Annotated in this window: 21 protein-coding genes and 1 pseudogene; 12 read left to right on the forward strand and 10 right to left on the reverse strand. The window is 64.7% G+C overall.

Annotated elements, in window-relative coordinates:
* The first annotated feature begins 191 nt into the window (after window positions 1-191).
* Window positions 192-701, forward strand: coding sequence for an Rrf2 family transcriptional regulator (locus JV241A_RS04870; protein WP_115087633.1), 510 nt, complete (start codon window positions 192-194; stop codon window positions 699-701).
* Window positions 702-710: 9 nt separating this feature from the next.
* Here the strand turns inward: JV241A_RS04870 and JV241A_RS04875 are convergent, their stop codons facing one another.
* Window positions 711-1,310, reverse strand: a complete 600-nt coding sequence (locus JV241A_RS04875; protein ID WP_115087634.1) for an NAD(P)H-dependent oxidoreductase — start codon at window positions 1,308-1,310, stop codon at window positions 711-713.
* Between the two features lie 89 nt (window positions 1,311-1,399).
* On the opposite strand from JV241A_RS04875, the gene JV241A_RS04880 reads away from it, so the two are divergent.
* Window positions 1,400-1,990: a TetR/AcrR family transcriptional regulator gene (locus JV241A_RS04880; RefSeq protein ID WP_115087635.1), complete on the forward strand. Its 591-nt coding sequence runs from the start codon at window positions 1,400-1,402 to the stop codon at window positions 1,988-1,990.
* 96 nt (window positions 1,991-2,086) lie between these two features.
* Window positions 2,087-2,782, forward strand: a complete 696-nt coding sequence (locus tag JV241A_RS04885; protein ID WP_134061474.1) for a DUF1963 domain-containing protein — start codon at window positions 2,087-2,089, stop codon at window positions 2,780-2,782.
* A gap of 1 nt (window position 2,783) precedes the next feature.
* Here JV241A_RS04885 and JV241A_RS04890 read toward each other — a convergent pair whose 3' ends face one another.
* Window positions 2,784-3,398 carry a cell wall hydrolase gene (locus tag JV241A_RS04890; protein WP_134061475.1) on the reverse strand — a complete coding sequence of 205 codons (615 nt, stop codon included), beginning with the start codon at window positions 3,396-3,398 and terminating at the stop codon, window positions 2,784-2,786.
* A gap of 134 nt (window positions 3,399-3,532) precedes the next feature.
* Between JV241A_RS04890 and JV241A_RS04895 the strand changes: the two genes are divergently transcribed.
* On the forward strand, window positions 3,533-4,384 hold the full coding sequence (locus JV241A_RS04895; protein ID WP_134061476.1) for a CAP domain-containing protein: 852 nt from the start codon (window positions 3,533-3,535) through the stop codon (window positions 4,382-4,384).
* 6 nt (window positions 4,385-4,390) lie between these two features.
* Here JV241A_RS04895 and JV241A_RS04900 read toward each other — a convergent pair whose 3' ends face one another.
* Entirely contained in the window at window positions 4,391-5,833 is a 1,443-nt protein-coding gene (locus JV241A_RS04900; protein ID WP_134061477.1) for a SulP family inorganic anion transporter, read from the reverse strand.
* Between the two features lie 57 nt (window positions 5,834-5,890).
* A complete protein-coding gene (locus JV241A_RS04905) occupies window positions 5,891-8,542 on the reverse strand; it encodes an excinuclease ABC subunit UvrA (RefSeq protein WP_134061478.1) in 2,652 nt (883 codons plus the stop codon).
* 102 nt (window positions 8,543-8,644) lie between these two features.
* On the opposite strand from JV241A_RS04905, the gene JV241A_RS04910 reads away from it, so the two are divergent.
* Entirely contained in the window at window positions 8,645-8,980 is a 336-nt protein-coding gene (locus JV241A_RS04910) for an SH3 domain-containing protein (RefSeq protein WP_134061486.1), read from the forward strand.
* A gap of 113 nt (window positions 8,981-9,093) precedes the next feature.
* Here the strand turns inward: JV241A_RS04910 and argC are convergent, their stop codons facing one another.
* Window positions 9,094-10,026, reverse strand: a complete 933-nt coding sequence (argC, locus tag JV241A_RS04915; RefSeq protein WP_115087642.1) for an N-acetyl-gamma-glutamyl-phosphate reductase — start codon at window positions 10,024-10,026, stop codon at window positions 9,094-9,096.
* A gap of 111 nt (window positions 10,027-10,137) precedes the next feature.
* Here argC and JV241A_RS04920 point away from each other — a divergent pair, with 111 nt between their 5' ends.
* A complete protein-coding gene (locus JV241A_RS04920; RefSeq protein ID WP_134061479.1) occupies window positions 10,138-11,025 on the forward strand; it encodes a LysR family transcriptional regulator in 888 nt (295 codons plus the stop codon).
* Here JV241A_RS04920 and JV241A_RS04925 read toward each other — a convergent pair.
* The gene (locus JV241A_RS04925) at window positions 11,022-11,744 is read right to left on the reverse strand and encodes a GNAT family N-acetyltransferase (RefSeq protein WP_134061480.1); all 723 of its coding nucleotides are present in this window, start codon (window positions 11,742-11,744) and stop codon (window positions 11,022-11,024) included. The genes JV241A_RS04920 and JV241A_RS04925 overlap by 4 nt on opposite strands.
* A 167-nt stretch (window positions 11,745-11,911) precedes the next feature.
* On the opposite strand from JV241A_RS04925, the gene JV241A_RS04930 reads away from it, so the two are divergent.
* From JV241A_RS04930 to JV241A_RS04940, 3 genes are read left to right on the forward strand one after another with little or no spacing between them, the layout of a single operon-like run.
* Window positions 11,912-13,246: an iron-containing redox enzyme family protein gene (locus tag JV241A_RS04930; protein WP_240047837.1), complete on the forward strand. Its 1,335-nt coding sequence runs from the start codon at window positions 11,912-11,914 to the stop codon at window positions 13,244-13,246.
* Between the two features lie 12 nt (window positions 13,247-13,258).
* Window positions 13,259-14,209: a class I SAM-dependent methyltransferase gene (locus JV241A_RS04935; RefSeq protein ID WP_134061481.1), complete on the forward strand. Its 951-nt coding sequence runs from the start codon at window positions 13,259-13,261 to the stop codon at window positions 14,207-14,209.
* Window positions 14,206-15,300 (forward strand): carboxylate-amine ligase, encoded by a 1,095-nt coding sequence (locus JV241A_RS04940; RefSeq protein ID WP_134061482.1) that lies wholly within the window; start codon window positions 14,206-14,208, stop codon window positions 15,298-15,300. The genes JV241A_RS04935 and JV241A_RS04940 overlap by 4 nt, the downstream gene beginning before the upstream one ends.
* A gap of 69 nt (window positions 15,301-15,369) precedes the next feature.
* Here the strand turns inward: JV241A_RS04940 and JV241A_RS04945 are convergent, their stop codons facing one another.
* The gene (locus JV241A_RS04945) at window positions 15,370-15,579 is read right to left on the reverse strand and encodes a 4-oxalocrotonate tautomerase family protein (protein ID WP_115087648.1); all 210 of its coding nucleotides are present in this window, start codon (window positions 15,577-15,579) and stop codon (window positions 15,370-15,372) included.
* Window positions 15,580-15,598: 19 nt separating this feature from the next.
* On the reverse strand, window positions 15,599-16,339 hold the full coding sequence (locus tag JV241A_RS04950; protein ID WP_115087649.1) for an SDR family oxidoreductase: 741 nt from the start codon (window positions 16,337-16,339) through the stop codon (window positions 15,599-15,601).
* Window positions 16,340-16,464: 125 nt separating this feature from the next.
* Here JV241A_RS04950 and JV241A_RS04955 point away from each other — a divergent pair, with 125 nt between their 5' ends.
* Entirely contained in the window at window positions 16,465-17,376 is a 912-nt protein-coding gene (locus JV241A_RS04955; protein ID WP_134061483.1) for a LysR family transcriptional regulator, read from the forward strand.
* A 4-nt stretch (window positions 17,377-17,380) separates the two neighbouring features.
* Here JV241A_RS04955 and JV241A_RS04960 read toward each other — a convergent pair whose 3' ends face one another.
* Window positions 17,381-17,563, reverse strand: coding sequence for a DUF1289 domain-containing protein (locus JV241A_RS04960; RefSeq protein ID WP_010225542.1), 183 nt, complete (start codon window positions 17,561-17,563; stop codon window positions 17,381-17,383).
* 3 nt (window positions 17,564-17,566) lie between these two features.
* Window positions 17,567-17,878 (reverse strand): hypothetical protein, encoded by a 312-nt coding sequence (locus tag JV241A_RS04965; protein WP_115087651.1) that lies wholly within the window; start codon window positions 17,876-17,878, stop codon window positions 17,567-17,569.
* Window positions 17,879-17,946: 68 nt separating this feature from the next.
* Between JV241A_RS04965 and JV241A_RS04970 the strand changes: the two are divergent.
* Window positions 17,947-18,024: pseudogene (locus tag JV241A_RS04970) on the forward strand (dienelactone hydrolase family protein); the annotation flags it as partial.
* 175 nt (window positions 18,025-18,199) lie between these two features.
* The coding region (locus JV241A_RS04975; RefSeq protein ID WP_240047835.1) for a transposase at window positions 18,200-18,431 on the forward strand (232 nt) is incomplete at its 3' end.

The following is an 18,431-nucleotide window of genomic DNA, read 5'->3' on the forward strand; positions in this document are numbered from 1 at the left end:
TTCTGCTCCGAGAAAGAAGGGCTGTTGTTTGCCGGTCGCAGGTACGTCGTGACCCGCAGCGGATAACTACGACTGTATTGGTCGTAGTTATCAAGTGCAAGTTTTTTTTCAAACCGGTTTGTGCCTGCCCCGGTTTGCTGGTGGTCGTAGTGAACTGGTAGTATTGGCGACAAATCCAGTCGGAGATTGACATGTCCCTGTATAGCGCCGGCGTCGAGTACGGCTTGCACTGCCTGCTGTTTCTGGTCGACGACCTGGGCGAAAGCCGCGAAGCCAGCGTGCGCGACCTGGCCGAGCTGCAGGGTGTGCCCCATGAATACCTGGCCAAGGTCTTTACCAAACTGGCCAAGGCCAGACTGGTGGTTGCCACCGAAGGCGTGCGTGGCGGCTTCAAGCTGGCCAGGCCTGCGGACGAAATCACCGTGCTGGATATCGTCACGGCCATCGACGGGCACAAGGCGATCTTCGATTGCCGCGATGTGCGCGACCGCTGCACGCTGTTCGACGGTGCGCCGCCGGCCTGGGCCATTGACGGCACCTGTGCCATTCACGCGGTGATGCTGACCGCGCAAAAGCGCATGGAAGAAGCCCTGGCCCAGCAGACCATCCTCGATCTGTCGCGGCGCTTGGGGCGCAAGGCGCCAGCGGAGTTTTCCACCCAGGTGGTCAGGTGGATCAACGACCGCCGCGACAGCAAGTAAGGCGCGGTTTCAGGCGGGCTCGGCGACTTCGGCGAACAGCGTGCGGCCGTGCTCGAACATGCTTTCAAGGTGGGCGCTGGGGTCGGCGCTTTCCGAGTCCAGCAGCAAGGTCGAGCTCAGTACCCGGGCGCCGCAGTAATCGAAGATGCCGTGGTCGATCTGGGTTTTCATCGCCCGCTCATAGCCATGTTTGCTGAAGGTCGCGGCATCGGCGCCACCGACACCGATCAGGTGTACGTTCAAGCGGCCAAGCATTTTTACCATCGGCGCCTGCGTGCTGAAGTCGAACGCCCAGCCATTGCTGAACACCCGGTCAATCCAGCCTTTGAGCAGCGCCGGCATGGACCACCAATACACCGGAAAGACCAGCACCAGAGCGTCGCTGCGGTCGATGCGTGCCTGCTCGGCAAGCACATCATCGGCAGGCGCTGCGGTGCGATGATGAACAGCGTGGTCGGCCGGGCCGAACAGCGGGTTGAAGCCTTCGGCGAACAGGTCGGCGACCTCGGCGCTATGGCCGTTGTGCACCAGGCCTTCGGCGAGCTTGGCGGCCAGGCTGTGGGTCAGCGAGCGTGGATCATGATGAGCGACAACCACAAGTGCGTGCATGGCAAGGACTCCTGCGAATTGCGGGGAAGGGGCGTAAGTTGTATGCTGGGCATAAGTTACCTTTGGTAAGTTACTTTTGGTAGGTAAGCATGTCAAGCGATCCGCAACCGCGTCGTCGTCTGTCGCGTCAAGACCGTCAGCAACAACTCCTGGACGTGGCCTGGCACCTGATCCGTGAGGAGGGCACCGAAGCCCTGACCCTGGGGCGCCTGGCTGAGTTGGCCGGGGTTACCAAGCCGGTGGTGTATGACCATTTTGGTACCCGTTCGGGGTTGCTGGCGGCGCTGTATCAGTCCTTTGATGTGCGCCAGACAGCAGTGATGGATGCCGCCCTGGCCGCCTGTGAGCCGACGCTTGAAAGTACCGCTGCGGTGATTGCCAGCTCCTACGTCGACTGCGTCTTGACCCAGGGCCGGGAGATTCCCGGGGTGATCGCCGCGCTGGCCAGCTCGCCGGAGCTTGAGCAGCTCAAGCGCGAGTACGAGGCGGTGTTCATGGGCAAATGCCGGGCGCTGCTGGAGCCGTTCAGTGGCCGTGGCGAGATTGGCGTCGCGGGATTGCGGGCGATGATCGGCGCGGCCGAGGCGTTGTCTCATTCTGCGGCGAACGGTGAGATTACGGCGGAGCAGGCGCAGCAGGAGTTGTTCGAGACCATCAAGGCGATGGTTGTGCGCAGTTAAAATACATCGCGGGGCAAGCCCGCTCCCACAGGCTGCTCACCCCCCTGTAGGAGCGGGCTTGACCCGCGATAGGGCCTTATTAAGCGGACGAGAAATATGGACATTCAAGCAATCAAGCAACGCCTGGCCAAACCCGCCACGCGCTTTTTCGCCGGTGGCTTTCGCCCCACTAACAGCGACGAAGAAAGCTGGCTCGGCCGGGTGTTCCTCTACCGCCCCGACGAAGGCGTACCGACCAACGCTGCCGGCGAACAACTGTTGCCGGTGGCCCAGTTCCACCTGCCCAGCCTGCCGTTCAGCAGCCCGGCGCTCAAGGACATCCGCGTCCTCACCCTGTTCGTCGGCTACCCGTTTCCGGATGAGTTCGAGGCCATGGGCGACAACTGGCTGATCCGTGAATACCGCGCCGACGATGAGCTGGTGCGCAAGGACCTGCCGGTCGCCAACTCCTTCCTCAAAGCCTTTCCCTTGCGCGCTGAAGAACTCGCCGAAGACTATCCACTGTGGGATGGCGGCGGTGTGCCGGATGAGCTGGTCACGGAAATCGTCAAGCTCGAACGGGCAGGGGACATCGAGTGTTACTACGAGGTCATCACCCACGCCTACGAGCACAAGATCGGCGGCTATCCGTCGTTCTGCCAGTCGGGCGTATACCCGGGCGACGGCTTCGAGTTCGTCTTCCAGGTTTCATCCGATGCCAAGATCAACCTCAACGTGGTCGACAGCGGCAGCCTGATGTTCTTCAAGCACCGCGACACCGGCGAGTGGACGATCTACTACGACTTCTATTGAGCTAGTGCGACGCACCGTTACGCGGCTTGTAGAACAGAAACTCGGAGGTCTGCGCAGTCCTGGCAAAGGTCTTCGACCAGTCCGGGCGCACGCGCCGGTCGTGGAAGTACAGGGCGCCACCGGTACGGTCAGGCAACTGCTTGTTCAGCGCCTTGCGGGCGATCTCCTTGGCCAGGGTGTAGCGCACTTCTTCCTGGACATCGTCCGAGCGGCCATCGCACCACCAGGAGAACTGGCAGGCGCCTTTCTCCGAGCCTTGCTTGACCACGCCGCAGACCGAATCGGGAAAGCCCTCGTGGCCGACCCGGTTCATCACCACGTTGGCCACCGCCTCCATGTCCGCTGATTTACCGCCCTTCGATTCCCAGTAGATACTGCGCGCCAGGCAGGTGATGGCATCGTCCAGCGCGGCTGCACCGGCCGGGTCGACGGCCTGGACTTCGGTCTTGGTGATGGCTTGGGACTTTGGTGCGGGCGGGGCATCGGGGCTGCTCGCGGCTTTTTGTTCCAGCACCTGGGCCTTTTCTTCGGCCACCTGGGCCTTGGAGTCAGCCGCCATTGCCACGGCGCCGGAGAGCGCCAGTACCAGGCACGTTGCAATCGTTAGCAGGCGCATGCTCGAACCTTTGGGTGGCGTAGAAGTACAACTTCCCGTTACAAGGTCGACCGCGCCGGGCGCAAAACATTCCCGCTGTCAGACCACGGGCAACTTCGTGCATCATCTACGCAGTCCGATCAAGGGAGATTTCCATGCGCGTCACGTCATCTGTTGCACCTCTGGCCTTGTTGGCGTTGGGCCTGGCGTCTACCGTGACGGCCCAGGCCAGCGACGAGTCGCAGCTGGTCGAGTCGATCAACGCCTACCGCAGCCAGGCCCAGCGCTGTGCCGGCCAGGTTTCGATGGAGCTGCCGCCGCTGGCCAGCGATCCGCGCCTGGTGTTGCCGGCCAACAGCATGGGCGATCTGCGCGAGGCCCTGGCGCAAAAGAGCTACCCGATGGTCAACGTCCAGGCCATCAGCCTGTCCGGGCCGCGGGATGTGCAATCGGCCATGAAGGCGGTGCAGGAGAGTTTCTGTCAGGTGGTGCTCAACCCGCAGTTCGTCGATGTCGGGGTCAGCCGCGAGGGCCGCGACTGGCGCATCGTCCTGGCGCGGCCGTTGCTGGCAGGGCGCCTGGGCGACTGGCAGGCCGAAGGGCAGAAGGTCCTGGAGATGATCAACGCGGCGCGCAGCCAGACGCGCCAATGCGGTGGCCAGGCATTCAACGCCACCGCGCCGCTGGCCTGGAACGCCACCCTGGCCGGCGCCGCCGAGAGCCACACGCGGGCCATGGCCAACAACAACTTCTTTGACCACAAAGACCGCGACGGCCGTACCCCGGGGGATCGCGCCGAGCTCTCCGGGTATGCCGGCCAGCAGGTCGGCGAGAACATCGCGGCCGGGCAGGACACCCCGCGCAAGGTGGTCGATGGCTGGCTGGCCAGCGCCGGTCACTGCGCCAACCTGATGAACCCGCAGTTCAGCGAGCTGGGCGCGGCCTACGCGGTCGATCCCAAGAGTGACGCCGGGATCTACTGGACAGCGATGTTCGGCGCGCCCTGATGCGCCTTAGTGCTCAAGCCCGGCACGCTTGAGCAGTTGCTTGCAGCGCTCGGACAGGTGCACCACGCGCAGGTGCTTGCCGGTGTTGCTGTAGCGCTCGCGCAGGGTCTTGAGCGCGGCAATCGCCGAGTAGTCGACGAAGTTCAGGTGACGACAGTCGAGGGTCACCCGGGCCGGGTCATTGGCCGGGTCGAACTGGTTGAGGAACGGCGTGGTCGAAGCGAAGAACAGCGTGCCATGGACCTTGTACAACCGGCTGCCGTCGCTTTCGTCATGGCTGTCGGCATACAGCTCGCGGGCCTGTTGCCAGGCGAAGTTGAGCGCGGCGATGACGATGCCGCACAGCACCGCAGTCGCAAGATCGGTGAACACCGTCACCAGGGTCACGGCGATGATCGCCAGCACATCGTTGACCGGCACCTTGTGCAGCACCCGCAACGACGCCCACGAGAAGGTCTGCTGGGCAACCACGAACATCACCCCGACCAGCGCCGCCAATGGAATACGCTCGATCAGCGGCGAGAGGAACAGCACGAACATCAGGATCATCACCCCGGCGACCACCCCGGACAGCCGCCCGCGGCCGCCGGAACTGAGGTTGATCGCGGTCTGGCCGATCATCGCGCAACCGCCCATGCCGCCGAACAGCCCGGAGGTCATGTTGGCCACGCCCAGGGCCACGCACTCGCGGTTGGGGTGGCCGCGGGTTTCGGTGATCTCGTCGGTGAGGTTGAGGGTCAGCAGGGTTTCCAGCAGACCGACCAGGGCCATGAGCAGCGCGTAGGGGGCGATGACCTGCAGGGTTTCGAGGTTCCACGGTACTTGCGGCCAGCTCAAGGCCGGCAGGCCCCCGGCGATGTGCGCGAGGTCTCCCAGGGTGCGGGCCGGCAGGTCGAGCAGGTAGACCCCGACGCCTACGCCAAGGATCGCGACCAATGCCGGTGGCACGCTGCGGGTCAGGCGTGGCAGCAGGTAGACGATGGCCATGGTCAGCGCCACCAGCCCCAGCATCAGGTATAGCGGCGAGCCGCTGAGCCAGGCGCCATCGGCCTTGAAGTGCTCAAGCTGGGCCAGGGCAATGATGATCGCCAGGCCATTGACGAAGCCGAGCATCACCGAATACGGCACCATGCGCACCAGCTTGCCCAGGCGCAGCAGGCCGAAAGCGATCATGATCAGCCCGCCGAGCAGTACCGTGGCCAGCAGGTACTGCACGCCGTGGGTCACCACCAGGGCGACGATGACCACGGCCATGGAGCCGGCCGCGCCGGAAATCATCCCCGGGCGGCCACCGAGCAGGGCGGTCAGGGTGCAGATGATGAAGGCGCCATACAGGCCCATCAGCGGGTTGAGGTGCGCCACCAGGGCGAAGGCGATGCACTCGGGCACCAGGGCGAAGGCTGTGGTGAGTCCTGCCAGGACATCGGCGCGTAGCGGGGTTGTTCTCATGACCTACCTGAAAAACGGCCCGGCAGCGGGGTGCTGCCGGGAAAAAAGCGTAGGATGCTACGTAATTTCCCGATCGCAAGCCAGCGCCCTGGCCAGGAATCCCGCCGTGCGGCTGTCGGCACAGGCCGCGACCTGCGCAGGTGGCCCGCTGACCACCACCTTGCCGCCCGCGCTGCCGGCCCCGGGGCCGATATCGATGACCCAGTCGCTCTGGGCCACCACGCGCATGTCGTGCTCGACCACAATCACCGTATGCCCGGCCTCGACCAGGCGCTGCAACTGCACCAGCAAACGGTCGATGTCCTGCGGGTGCAGGCCGGTGGTGGGTTCGTCCAGCACGTACAGGGTGGCGCCACGGGCCAGGCGCTGCAGCTCGGTGGCCAGTTTGATGCGCTGGGCTTCACCGCCCGACAGCTCGGTGGCCGGCTGGCCCAGGCGCAGATAACCCAGGCCGATCTCCTGCAGTACCCGCAAGGCGCGGCTGATGGCGGGTTGTTCGGCGAAGCGCTGGCTAGCCTGGTCGACGGTCAGTTGCAGCACCTGGGCGATGTTCAGGTCTTGCCAGGTGATGGCCAACGTCTCGGGGTTGTAGCGATCGCCATGGCAGGTCGGGCAGGGCGCATAGACGCTGGGCATGAACAGCAGTTCGACGCTGACAAAGCCTTCGCCTTCGCAGGTTTCGCAGCGGCCCTTGGCGACGTTGAACGAGAACTGCCCGGCATCGAAGCCTTGCGCCTGCGCCGCGGATGTTGCCGCGAACAGCTTGCGCACGTGGTCGAACAGGCCGGTGTAGGTCGCCAGGTTCGAGCGCGGGGTACGGCCGATGGGCTTCTGGTCTACCGGCACCAGGCGGCGGATATGCTCAAGCCCGGCGCTGATCCAGCCGTCGCTGGTTTGATTCGGTTCATCTTCCAGGCTCTGCTCTGGTGGCTCTTCCTCGCTGCGGGCCTGGCCCAGGTGCTCGCCGAGCAGGTCGAGCAGCGCCTGGCTGACCAGGCTCGATTTGCCCGAGCCGGAAATCCCCGTGACCGCACTGAAGCAGCCCAGCGGGAAGGCCACCTCGAGCTGGTCAAGGTTGTTGCGGCTGATGCCTTCCAGCTGCAGCCATGCTTGAGCCTGGCGCGGTTGGCGAGGCGCAGGCAGGTTGTCGTTGAACAGGTAATGGCGGGTGCGCGAGGCATCGATCTTCGCCAGGCCGGCCGGCGGGCCGCTGTACAGCACCTGGCCGCCGTGTTCACCGGCATCCGGGCCGACGTCCACCAGCCAGTCGGCGCGGCGCATGGTGTCCAGGTCGTGCTCGACCACGTACACCGAGTTGCCCGCCTGCTTGAGCCGCTGCAAGGCCTCGAACAGCGCCTCGCTGTCGGCTGGATGCAGCCCGGCCGAAGGCTCATCGAGCACGTAGATCACCCCGAACAGCTGCGAGTTGAGCTGGGTCGCCAGGCGCAGGCGTTGCAGTTCGCCCGAGGACAGCGTCGGCGTGCTGCGTTCCAGGTCCAGGTAACCGAGGCCCAGGTCGATCAGGGTGGTGATGCGCTCCAGCAGCTCCTCGGCGATGCGTTGCGCGGCCAGGCGTTTTTCCACCGACAGGTTGGGCGTGTGGCGCACGTCCGCGCCGCCTGCGTGGGGGTTGTCGCCCCGAGCCGCGCGTTGCTGGCGCGCCTGGCGGGTTTGCGCATGGCTGAGCACCGCGCCGGCTTCGTCAGGCTGATTCAGGTAGTCGGCAGTAGCCACGGTCTTGAGCAGCTCGGCCAGGGCCAGCAGCGGCAGGCGCGACAGCTCGGCGATGTCCTTGCCGGCAAAGGTCACTGTCAGCGCCTCGGCTTTCAGGCGCTTGCCGGCGCAGGCCGGGCAGGGGCTGGCGCGCATGAAGGCCGAGACGCGTTTGCGCATCAGCGCGCTTTGCGAATGGGTGAAGGTGTGCAGCACGTAGCGTCGGGCGCCGCTGAAGGTGCCCTGGTAACTGGGTTCGAGCTTGCGCTTGAGCGCCTGGCGGGTCTGCGCAGGCGTCATTCCCGCGTACACCGGCACGGTCGGGGTTTCTTCAGTGAACAGAATCCAGTCGCGCTGTTCCTGGGGCAGCTCGCGCCAGGGGATGTCGACGTCATAGCCCAGGGTCACGAGGATGTCGCGCAGGTTTTGCCCCTGCCAGGCCATGGGCCAGGAGGCCACCGCCCGTTCGCGGATGGTCAGCGACGGGTCGGGCACCATCGACGCCTCGCTGACATCGAACACCCGGCCCAGGCCATGACACTGCGGGCAGGCGCCTTGCGGGGTATTGGCCGAAAAATCTTCGGCGAACAGCATCGGCTGCTCGGCCGGGTAACTGCCGGCACGCGAATAGAGCATGCGGATCAGGCTCGACAGGGTGGTGACACTGCCGACCGATGAGCGCGCGCTGGGCGTGCCGCGTTGTTGCTGCAGGGCCACTGCTGGCGGCAGGCCCTCGATCGAATCCACCGCTGGCACCCCGACCTGGTCGATCAAGCGCCGGGCATAGGGCGCCACCGATTCAAAATAGCGGCGCTGGGCTTCGGCATACAAGGTGGAGAATGCCAACGACGATTTGCCCGAGCCGGACACCCCGGTGAACACCACCAGCGCATCGCGGGGAATGTCGACGTCGACACTCTTCAGGTTGTGTTCACGGGCGCCGCGCACCCGGACACATCCGCTGGCGTTGGCGGGACCTACTGGTTTTGCGCACATGACGATATTCTTCCCTGCTGACCGATCCGCATAAGAGGCAGACCGCTGAGCATGGCGCCAGTGCCGTCGATTTTCAAATGGAGGTGAAACCCAGTGAAGTTCATGGTGATCGAAGCGCATCGAAGTGAATACCCCGCGCCCATTACCTTTGCCAAAGGCGCGCCACTGAACATCGGCGAGCGCTATGACGGTGAGGAGGGTTGGGATAACTGGTACTTGTGCAGCACTACCGGGCAACAGGATGGCTGGGTGCCGGGGCAGGTGATCGAGCGGCTTGGCGATGATCAGGGTATCGCCCTGGAAGACTACTGTGCCCGGGAGCTGGATGTGGAGGTGGGCGATTGCCTGGTGGGTGGCCGGCAGTTGAACGGCTGGGTGTGGTGTCGCAAGGGGAGTGCGTCGGGGTGGGTGCCGTTGCGAGTGTTACGGGACAAATGAGGGGCCGCTTCGCGCCCCATCGCCGGCAAGGCCGGCTCCCACAATAGTCTTGCGTACACCAGACCTGTGGGAGCTGGCCTTGCCAGCGATGGGCTGCGCAGCAGCCCCGATACTCAGCCCATGGCCGCCAGCATCAGCTCCAGGTTCTGCACCGCTGCCCCCGACGCACCTTTGCCGAGGTTGTCGAACACCGCCGTCAGCAATACCTGGCCGTGCTGCTCATGGGCAAACACGGCCAAGCGCAGGTCGTTGCTGTCGTTGACCGCTTGCGGGTCCAGTTGCACCGCTGATGCACCCAGTTGCAGCGGCGCCACCTGGACATAGCGCGCGCCGTTGTAATGTTCAGCCAGGCACGCCTGCAAACGCGCGGCAGTGACGCCCGCCGGCAAAAGCCGGGTCTGCAGGGCGATGGTCAGCACGATGCCCTGACGGTAGCTGCCATAGCTGGGCACGAACACCGGCCGTTGCGACAAACCGGCATGCTGCTGAATCTCCGGCACATGCTTGTGGTCCAGGTGCAAGCCATACACCAGCACGCCTTGGGCCGCCTGCGCGTCGGGCCCTTCATGGCGCTCGACCGCGGCACGGCCACCACCGGAATAACCCGACACCGCGTTCACGGTCAGCGGATAGTCCGCCGGCAGCAGGCCTGCGGCAATCAACGGCCGCAGCAAGGCGATGGCGCCCGTCGGGTAGCAGCCAGGATTGCTGACCCGCTTGGCCCGGGCGATGCGCTCGGCCTGTTGTTCGTCCAGTTCCGGCAAGCCATACACCCAACCCGGTGTCGTGCGGTGCGCAGAACTGGCGTCGATCACCCGCACGTCCGGGTTGACGATGGCCGCCACTGCGTCACGCGCGGCATCGTCCGGCAGGCACAGGATCGCCACGTCGGCGCTGTTGATGGCCTCGGCGCGCAGTTGCAGGTTCTTGCGCTCGGCCGCTGGCAGGGTCAGCAGGCGCAGGTCGTTGCGGCCGTTCAGGCGGGCGTGGATCTGCAGGCCGGTGGTGCCTTGATCGCCGTCGATAAAAACCAGGGGCTGGTGCATGGGTGCTCTCGTGCAAAGGCTACAAATGAGCGGCCATCTTCACCTGTGGCTGGACGAAAGAAAATTTGAATATCATGATGCTCACCTTCATCTTTTCTGAACGACAAGCCCATGCGCGAGATCAGCCTCGACCGGCTACGTACCCTGGTGGTGATCGCCGACCTCGGCTCCTTTGCCCAGGCGGCGCGGGCGCTGAACCTGGCGCCGCCCACGGTCAGCCTGCACATTGCAGACCTTGAAGCGCGCATTGGCGCACCGTTGCTGTCGCGCAAACGCGGGCAGGTCCGCCCCACGGCCATCGGTGAAACCCTGCTCGAACGCGCCCGGCGTCTGCTGACCGATGTCGAACAGGCGCTGGATGATGTCCAGCGTCAGGTCCAGGGCCTGGCCGGGCGAGTACGGCTGGGCGCTTCGACCGGCGCCATTGCCCACTTGCTGCCGCAGGCACTGGACATCCTCGGCGTGCAGCATCCGGGCATCGATGTGCAGGTGCAGGTACTGACTTCAAGCGAATCCCTGGCGCGCCTGCAGGATGGCAGCCTCGACATTGGCCTGGTGGCGCTGCCGCAAGCGGCGATCAAGGGCCTGGAGATCCGTCCGTGGCGGCGCGACCCGATCATGGCTTTCATTCCGTCGAGCTGGTCGCCACCGGCGCGCATCAGCCCGGGCTGGCTGGCCAGCCGCGCGCTGATCCTCAACGACAACAGCACCCAGCTGTCACGGGTCACCAGCGACTGGTTTGCCAGCGCCGGCCTGCAGCCGCCGGCGCGCATCCAGCTCAATTACAACGATGCGGTGAAAAGCCTGGTAGCCGCGGGCTATGGCGCCACCTTGCTGCCCCATGAATCGGCAGCGCCGGAGCATGATCCGCGTATCTGCATGCGCCCGTTGCGCCCAGGCCTGTGGCGGCACCTGGGCATCGCCTGCCGCCAGGGCGAGGTGGAGCAGGGGGCCCGCTTCGTGCTGCAGGTGCTGATGAGCCAGGTAGCGAAAAGCTAGACCAGCCGCGGCTCGCGGCCGCCGTCCAGCCACGGCCCTTCACCCAGGCGTTCGAGGGCCAGGGTGCGCGCTTTGCGGCTGAGCTGGTCGAGGTGGCGGTCGCGCTGTTTCTCGGCATCGACCATCGCCCGCTTGCCGTGTTGCTTGAGCAGGTAGCTGTGGATCTGCTGCACTTCCAGGGTGCGGTAGATCGGCGCCACGTCCAGTACCGCCGCCATGCCGGTGCTGGGCTGGGCGCGGGTGTTGAGCAACACCTGCGGGCCGCGTGCGCCGGTCACCTGGAAGCCCAGGGACTCGAAGACCGGCACTTTGCTTGCCACGCAGCCGAGCTCGGCATGGGGGTAGCGTGCGGTCATCTGCGCCAGCATGGCGCGGGCGATACCCTGGCGACGGTGGCTGGCCTGGACGGCGAGGTAGGCCACGGAACACGCCTCGGGATCATCCTTGAGCGGCAAGTACAGCAAGAAACCCACCACCTGCTCGGGATCGTCGAGGTCCATGGCCACGATCAGTTCGACCGGAATGCCGCGCGAACCGTTCATGGCCTCCAGGTACAGGTGCACTTCGAAGCCGATGCCGTACTGGTACAGGCTGTACAGCGGGTTGCTCGGCGGCAGGGCGACGCTGCTGATGTCGGTCAGGTAGTCGACCACCATCTGCAGGATCTGGCTTTTGATCGGCTCCGCTGGCGGGGCGACGAAGTGGTGGAGGGCGGGCATCGGTAGGGGTGACTCCAGGGAAAAACGGCAATGGCGCGATTCTACCGCGCTGGCCTGCCATCCGTCCCTTCAACGCGCGGTTGATCTGAACTTCATCTTCAGCGCAGCGCTCCCTTGCTTAGAGGGCACTTTTCGCCCGACTGCCGAAGGCTGCCGCCATGACCGTGATGACCGCCGCACCCGCGCTCGACCCGTTGGCCTTGAACCCCCGTGCCGGCCATGAGGCACGCTACCATGCCTTGCTGCGGGGCGACCTGAGCGGCAGCGCCACCTGGCTGGCCGAGCAGCTGCAGCAGGCCGAAGCGTTGCCTGATGAACTGCCGAACAACCCTGCCGAGCTCGGGCAATGGACCGCCGACCGCGCGGCGGCCGTGGCCGGGCACTACGCCGGGTACCTGGCCGAACGCAAGGCGGGCGGTGCCCGGCGTTATTTCAGCAACCGCGCCCATGCCCTGTATTTTCTCCAGCATGTCGCCCCGACCAAGGCGGTGGATGGCGCCTGGCTGTTCGGCATGCTCAGGCACTGGGCCGACCCGCGCTACCACGGCCTGATCCGCATCTACCTGGAAGAACTCGGCGATGGCGACCCGGCCTGCAACCATGTGCTGATCTACCGGCGCCTGCTCAGCGAGCTGGGCTGCCACGAGGTGTTGCCGCTGGCTGACGACCGTTACCGGCAGGGCGCACTGCAACTGGCGCTGGGCTTCAACACCGAGGCTTTTTTGCCCGAGGTGATCGGCTATAACCTGGGCTATGAACAGCTGCCCCTGCATTTGCTGATAAGCGCTTATGAGCTGGACGAACTGGGTATCGATCCGCAGTACTTTCGCCTGCACGTGACCATCGACAACGCCAGCAGCGGCCATGCCTGCAAGGCGGTGCAGGCGCTGGCGCAGCTGTGGCCGGAGCAGGGGGGCAGCGAGTTCTATCGGCGGGTTGCCCGGGGTTATCGGCTCAACGAGCTGGGCCCTTGTTCTCCCACGATCATTGCCGGCTTTGACCTGGAAACCGAGCTGCTGGCGGCCTTCGAGCGCAAGCGCAGTTTTGGCCAGCACATGCACTCCGATTACTGTCGCATCGAAGGGCGCACGGTCAACCAGTGGCTGGCCGAGCCTGGCAGCATTCCAGGCTTTCTCGCCGCCTTGCAGGACAAGGGCTGGATCAAACGCGGCGAGGACCCGGCGCACAGCCGCTTCTGGCAACTGATCGAAGGCCCGGCAGCGGCAATGTTCGGCGTCTTCAGCCCCTATGAAAAGCAGCTGCTGCATGACTGGATCGCTGTCAGCTGGCAGCCGCGCCGGCCGCGCCATGGGCCGGTTAAAGCTGAAGTGCCCATGCACGATGATGCCGTGCTGAATGCGCTTGAGCGCGAGCTCCACGACCTGCCCCCTGAAGCGCGGATCGCCTACCTGATCAGTGAAATGGCCGGCGCCCGCCACGCTTTGCCCCAGGGCCTGGCGGCGACCCGCAAATACGCACAGATGACCGGGCTTGAATCTTGAGGGAGGGTGACCATGCAATTGACCGAGGCTCAACGCCAGGCCGACCAGGCCTTGCTGCAACTGGGGCGGCGGCTGTTGGCCGATGGCTATTGCTTTACCAGCGTCACGCCGTTGACCCAGTTGCGCAATAACCAGCGTGAGGGCGCGCAACAGGCCGGCACTCTGCGCGATATCTTCGGCTGGAACCGGCCCTTTTCCTCCTCGTTGCTGTCGCCGGACGAGGTGGCGCAGATGCAACTGGCGCAGATCATCGACGAACAGGGAGAGCTGCTGCGCAGCCGGGTGCGTTGGTCGAGCCTGCATGATCTGTTGTTCGTTCATTCCGCCTTTCCCACCGACAGCAGCGACGCGGTGTTCTTCGGCCCGGACAGCTACCGCTTCGCCCAGTTGATCGAAGCGCACTTGCAGCAAAGTTTCGCCTGCATCAATCACGCCGTGGATATCGGCTGTGGCGCCGGGGTCGGCGCGGTGCTGATCGCCCGTGCCCGCCGGCATGCGCAGGTCAGCGCCGTGGATATCAACCCGCAGGCCCTGCGCCTGACCGCCATCAACGTGGCCCTCGCGGAGCTGGCCAACGTTTCGGTCGAGCACAGTGACGTCCTTCAGGGCATCACCGGTACGTTCGACCTGATTGTCGCCAACCCACCCTACATGCTCGACGCCAGCGAGCGTGCCTACCGTCATGGTGGCGGTGCCCTGGGGGCCGGGCTGTCGTTGCGGATAGTCGAAGAAGCGCTGCCACGCCTGGCGCCGGGCGGCACCTTGCTGCTGTACACCGGGGTGGCCATGCTCGAAGGGCGCGACCCGTTCCTGGCAGCCTTGCAAGCGCCGCTGGCGTCACCCGACTGGGCCTGGCATTACCACGAACTGGACCCGGATGTGTTCGGCGAGCAACTGCTCGAACCCGGTTACCAGCAGGTCGAACGCATTGCCGCGGTGGCCTTGAGCGTTACCCGTCGATGAACAGCCCCTGCGGCTTTGGCATCGAGGAAGAATACCTGCTGGTCGATCTGGCCAGCGGGCGCATGCTCGCCGCGCCCTCGGCGGCGCAGATCGACCTGTGCCGCCAGGTGCTCGGCGCGCACTTTGCCCAGGAGATGTTCAAGGGCCAGATCGAGGTGGCGTCGCCAGTGTTCTGCAGCCTGGCCCAGGCCCGGGAATTTCTGGCCGGATGTCGAACGCAACTGGTGCAGGTACTGGCCGAGGAAGGCATCGGCCTGCTGACCGCCGGCAGTCACCCCATGGGCGGCTGGCGCAACCAGCAGCCTGCCGACGATGAGCACTTTCGCCAGCTGTTCGCTGACTACCAGCAGGTGGCCCGGCGCAGCCTGTTGTGTGGCTTGCATGTGCACGTTGGCGTGCCGCCCGGGCACGACCGCATTCAACTGATCAACCAGTTGCTGCCCTGGTTGCCGTTGCTGTTGCTGCTCAGTAGCTCCTCGCCGTTCTGGGAAGGCCAGGCCACGGGCTACATGAGCTATCGCCAGGTGGCGTGCGGGGAATGGCCGCACATGGGCCTGCCGGAGCGCTTGAGTGACTGGCAGGCTTACGAGCGTTACCTGGCCCTGCTGCGGCGCACCGGCTCTTTGCGCGAGGGGTTTGACTGCTGGTGGGCGATCCGGCCGTCGCGGCGTTTCCCCACCGTGGAGCTGCGAGTCGCCGATGCCTGCCCGAACCTTGAAGAGGCATTGTGCATTGCCGGCATGTTCCGCTGCATGGTCGAACATTATCTGGCGCAACCACGCGCTGCCGTGCACCTGAGCCGCGAGGCGCACTGGATTGCCCAGGAGAACTACTGGCGGGCCATGCGCCATGGCCGGCATGGCCGGTTCATCTGCCTGGAGGACGAAGGGCAGGGTAGCGCCGGGCAATGGCTGGCCCGGGCGCGGGCGGTGTTTGCTGACGCTGCGCAGGGTTTTGACGGTGATCGCAGTTTTGCCCGGGCTGCGGTGATTATCGCTCAGGGGAGCAGTGCGGACCGGCAGTTGGCGATGGCGCAGCAGGGGATGTTGGCAGTGGTGCGGGAGTTGCTGCAAGAGGTCAGATCGTGTTGACGCTATCGCGGGGCAAGCCCGCTCCCACAGGGGATTACTGTGGGAGCGGGCTTGCCCCGCGACAGGTGCCTACTCTGTTTTCTCTCGCTTGCGCAGCGTCGTCACTGTTTCGCCACCCACCCCCCAGTTGTCGGTGTTCACTTCCTCGATCACCACAAAGGTCGACGCCGGCGGTTTGTTCAGCACCCGCTTGAGCATCGCGGTGGTCTGTTCGATCAACTGCTGTTTCTGCTCGCGGGTGACGCCTTCATCGGTCACGCGAATATGGACATACGGCATGTTCATTTCCTCGCTGTAATTACCAGGTACCCGTCGCCGAACCACCGTCCACGGCAATCACCGTGCCGGTGACAAAAGTCGAGTCCGTCAGGTATAGCACCGCGTCGACCACATCCTCGGGCGAACCGATCTGCCCGGTCGGCGCCAGCGCTTTGAGGGCCTCGCGGGCCTGCGAGTCGTCGCCATGCAATGGGGTATCGATGATCCCCGGGGCCACGGCATTGACCTGCACCTGCGACGGTGCCAGCTCCAGGGCCAGGGCACGCACCGCCTGGTTGATGCCGCCCTTGATCAGCACCGGCAGCAGCGCCGGCACCTTGATGTTCGGCTGCAGGGCGATCGACGCGGTGATGTTGACGATATGCCCGGCGCCATTCTTGGCCATGTGCCGTGCTGCGGCCTGGGCCGGGTAGAAGAAGCCCTTGAGGTTGGTGTCGACGATGGCTTCGACCTCGGCCTCGGTGTAGTCGGTCACCGGCTTGGCAATGAAGATCCCGGCGTTGTTGACCAGGATATCGACCTTGCCAAACGCCTCGATGGCCTGGTCGAACAGTTTTCGCGCCGTTTGCGGCTGGGCGATATCGCCTTCGACCAGCAGCAGATTGGCCGGGTTGCCGAGTTTGGCGGCGGCCTCCTGCAGGCGGGCGAGGGTGCGGGCGTTGCCGACGACATTGTCGCCGCGCTCAAGGTAAGCCTTGGCGATGGCGAAACCCAGGCCGCTCGAGGCGCCGGTTACGATGACAGTCTTGGCGGTGTGCATGGTCAGTCTCCAGTGGGCCAGGCGGGTCGCCGGGCAAGTGAGGCAGACTTTAATTTGCAATCAGGTCTTGAAAAATGGCGTGTATGGAATTTGAATTGATACTTCATGTAATCAATTGAGCCGCCATGACCCGCCACTTCGATGACCTTCAACTGGGCAGTATCGAGCTGTTCTGCCTGGCCGCCGAAACCAGCAGCTTCACCGGTGCGGCGACCCTGGCCGGGGTGACGCCGGCAGCGGTCAGCCGTTCGGTGGCGCGCCTGGAAGAACGCCTGGGTGTGCGCCTGTTCGTGCGCACCACCCGGCAGATGCGCCTGACCGAAGGCGGGCGCAGTTACTACGCACAATGCCGCCAGGCCCTGAGCCAACTGGTGGAGGCCGAACGTGCCGTCAGCGGTGGCCAGGCCGTGCCGTCCGGGCTGTTGCGCATCAGCGTGCCGACGCCCTATGCCCACTATCGTTTGCTGCCGAGGCTGGCCAGGTTCCGCCAGCTGTATCCGCAGGTACAGATCGACATTCACGCCAGCAACCGCAACATCGACTTTGCCGATGAAGGCTACGACCTGGCCATCCGCGGCCGCGAGCCGGCCGACTCCAGCCTGATCGCCCGACGCCTGGAAGACGCCGAGCTGGTGATCGTGGCGACGCCGGAGTATCTGCGTGTAGCGGGCACACCGCAGACGCCGCAAGACCTGGCCGCTCACGAGTGCATCCAGTTCGAACTGCCCAGCAGCGGGCGCAAGGTGCCCTGGTCGTTTCTGGTCGGGGGCAAGCGCGAGGAGCTGGAGGTGTCCGGTGGCATCACCTGCCTGGAAGATTTCCTGGCCACCGTCACCCTGGTCAAAAGCGGCGCGGGGTTGATGCAGGCGTATCGCTTTACTGTGCAGCAGGAGCTTGACAGCGGCCAACTGCTGGAAGTGCTGACGCCCTATGGCGGCACTTCACGGCCGTTCATCCTGCTCTACCCTCATGCCCGCCATGTGCCGCTACGGGTTCGGGCCTTCATTGATTTTCTGACCCAGGGTGCGGGTGCCTGAAGCGCTAGCCTTTGGCTTTTTTCAGGCTTTTCATCCGTTGGGTGGCGCGTTGCACGGCAGCCATTTTTTCCGGGCGTTTCATGCGCTTCCATTTGCGGATGTCGTCCTTGCTGCGGCCGCAGCTCAGGCACAGGTCGCCGCTTAGTTGGCACACGGCGATGCAGGGGTTCTCGATGTCCTTGGCCATGTGTCAACCTCGTTTTTCGACGTCGAACTGCACGTGGGGGGCAAGCGGGCGCAATTCGACGTCGGCATCCTGCAACGCTAAAGCAGTCAGCTCGATCATCCGCTCACCTTGCCCGCTGGCCAGGGCGTGGTCTTTGGCGGCCCGGCTTTCGAATACCCAGATCACCTGCAAACTGGAAGGGAAGCGGGTGTAGTCGACCAGGTGAGTGAGCCAGGCAAAACCGACGATTTCGGCCTTGGCGGTCTCGCAGGCATCGGTCAGGGTAGCGACCAGACGGCGGTCAAGCTGCGCCTGTTCGCGTTTGCTCATTGGCATGGGATGAGGAGCCTCGTGGAAGGGCGGGCAGATCATACGCTATTTGCCCACGCCTACTATGCTTGTGGGCCATCGAATGGCTGATGAAGCATCCGGCAACCACCGGCAAGGTTGGCATCACCGGCTTTTGCTATGGTGATGGCCTGATCGCGGGTCCAGCGCCAACCCTGTGGGAGCGGGCTTGCCCGCGATCGGGCGCGCAGCGCTCGTAATTCAGGCAACACCTGGTGTGCTGGCTGTACCGGCCTCATCGCTGGCAAGCCAGCTCCCACAGGGTCGGTGTGTACAGTTCCATTGTGGGAGCGGGCTTGAACTGGCCTAATGATTTTGGACACCTTCGTCGGGCGCTATTATGGCGCCCAATTGGAGGCAAAATCAGTGCGAAAATCTTACTCGAACGAATTCAAAATCAAAGCTGCCGAGATGGTGCTGGACGATGGTGAGTCAGTCCCTGATGTCTGCGAGAGCCTTGGTCTAGGGCGGACCGCGCTTCGTCGCTGGGTCGAGCAACTGCGCCAGGAACGAGAAGGTCAAACACCGGTCGGCGCGAAGG

This window comes from Pseudomonas sp. JV241A (assembly GCF_900275665.1).
Classification (GTDB): Bacteria; Pseudomonadota; Gammaproteobacteria; order Pseudomonadales; family Pseudomonadaceae; genus Aquipseudomonas; species Aquipseudomonas wadenswilerensis.

Excerpts from the sequence above, each read along its gene's own strand:
- JV241A_RS04910 (WP_134061486.1), top strand. The coding sequence starts at position 8,645 with ATGGTGATCGAAGCGCATCGAAGTGAATACCCCGCGCCCATTACCTTT.
- JV241A_RS04920 (WP_134061479.1), top strand. The coding sequence starts at position 10,138 with ATGCGCGAGATCAGCCTCGACCGGCTACGTACCCTGGTGGTGATCGCC.
- JV241A_RS04940 (WP_134061482.1), top strand. The coding sequence starts at position 14,206 with ATGAACAGCCCCTGCGGCTTTGGCATCGAGGAAGAATACCTGCTGGTC.
- argC (WP_115087642.1), bottom strand. The coding sequence starts at position 10,026 with ATGCACCAGCCCCTGGTTTTTATCGACGGCGATCAAGGCACCACCGGC.
- JV241A_RS04890 (WP_134061475.1), bottom strand. The coding sequence starts at position 3,398 with ATGCGCCTGCTAACGATTGCAACGTGCCTGGTACTGGCGCTCTCCGGC.
- JV241A_RS04885 (WP_134061474.1), top strand. The coding sequence starts at position 2,087 with ATGGACATTCAAGCAATCAAGCAACGCCTGGCCAAACCCGCCACGCGC.
- JV241A_RS04900 (WP_134061477.1), bottom strand. The coding sequence starts at position 5,833 with ATGAGAACAACCCCGCTACGCGCCGATGTCCTGGCAGGACTCACCACA.
- JV241A_RS04870 (WP_115087633.1), top strand. The coding sequence starts at position 192 with ATGTCCCTGTATAGCGCCGGCGTCGAGTACGGCTTGCACTGCCTGCTG.
- JV241A_RS04955 (WP_134061483.1), top strand. The coding sequence starts at position 16,465 with ATGACCCGCCACTTCGATGACCTTCAACTGGGCAGTATCGAGCTGTTC.
- JV241A_RS04965 (WP_115087651.1), bottom strand. The coding sequence starts at position 17,878 with ATGCCAATGAGCAAACGCGAACAGGCGCAGCTTGACCGCCGTCTGGTC.
- JV241A_RS04945 (WP_115087648.1), bottom strand. The coding sequence starts at position 15,579 with ATGCCGTATGTCCATATTCGCGTGACCGATGAAGGCGTCACCCGCGAG.
- JV241A_RS04895 (WP_134061476.1), top strand. The coding sequence starts at position 3,533 with ATGCGCGTCACGTCATCTGTTGCACCTCTGGCCTTGTTGGCGTTGGGC.
- JV241A_RS04935 (WP_134061481.1), top strand. The coding sequence starts at position 13,259 with ATGCAATTGACCGAGGCTCAACGCCAGGCCGACCAGGCCTTGCTGCAA.
- JV241A_RS04960 (WP_010225542.1), bottom strand. The coding sequence starts at position 17,563 with ATGGCCAAGGACATCGAGAACCCCTGCATCGCCGTGTGCCAACTAAGC.
- JV241A_RS04905 (WP_134061478.1), bottom strand. The coding sequence starts at position 8,542 with ATGTGCGCAAAACCAGTAGGTCCCGCCAACGCCAGCGGATGTGTCCGG.
- JV241A_RS04925 (WP_134061480.1), bottom strand. The coding sequence starts at position 11,744 with ATGCCCGCCCTCCACCACTTCGTCGCCCCGCCAGCGGAGCCGATCAAA.
- JV241A_RS04930 (WP_240047837.1), top strand. The coding sequence starts at position 11,912 with ATGACCGCCGCACCCGCGCTCGACCCGTTGGCCTTGAACCCCCGTGCC.
- JV241A_RS04880 (WP_115087635.1), top strand. The coding sequence starts at position 1,400 with ATGTCAAGCGATCCGCAACCGCGTCGTCGTCTGTCGCGTCAAGACCGT.
- JV241A_RS04875 (WP_115087634.1), bottom strand. The coding sequence starts at position 1,310 with ATGCACGCACTTGTGGTTGTCGCTCATCATGATCCACGCTCGCTGACC.
- JV241A_RS04950 (WP_115087649.1), bottom strand. The coding sequence starts at position 16,339 with ATGCACACCGCCAAGACTGTCATCGTAACCGGCGCCTCGAGCGGCCTG.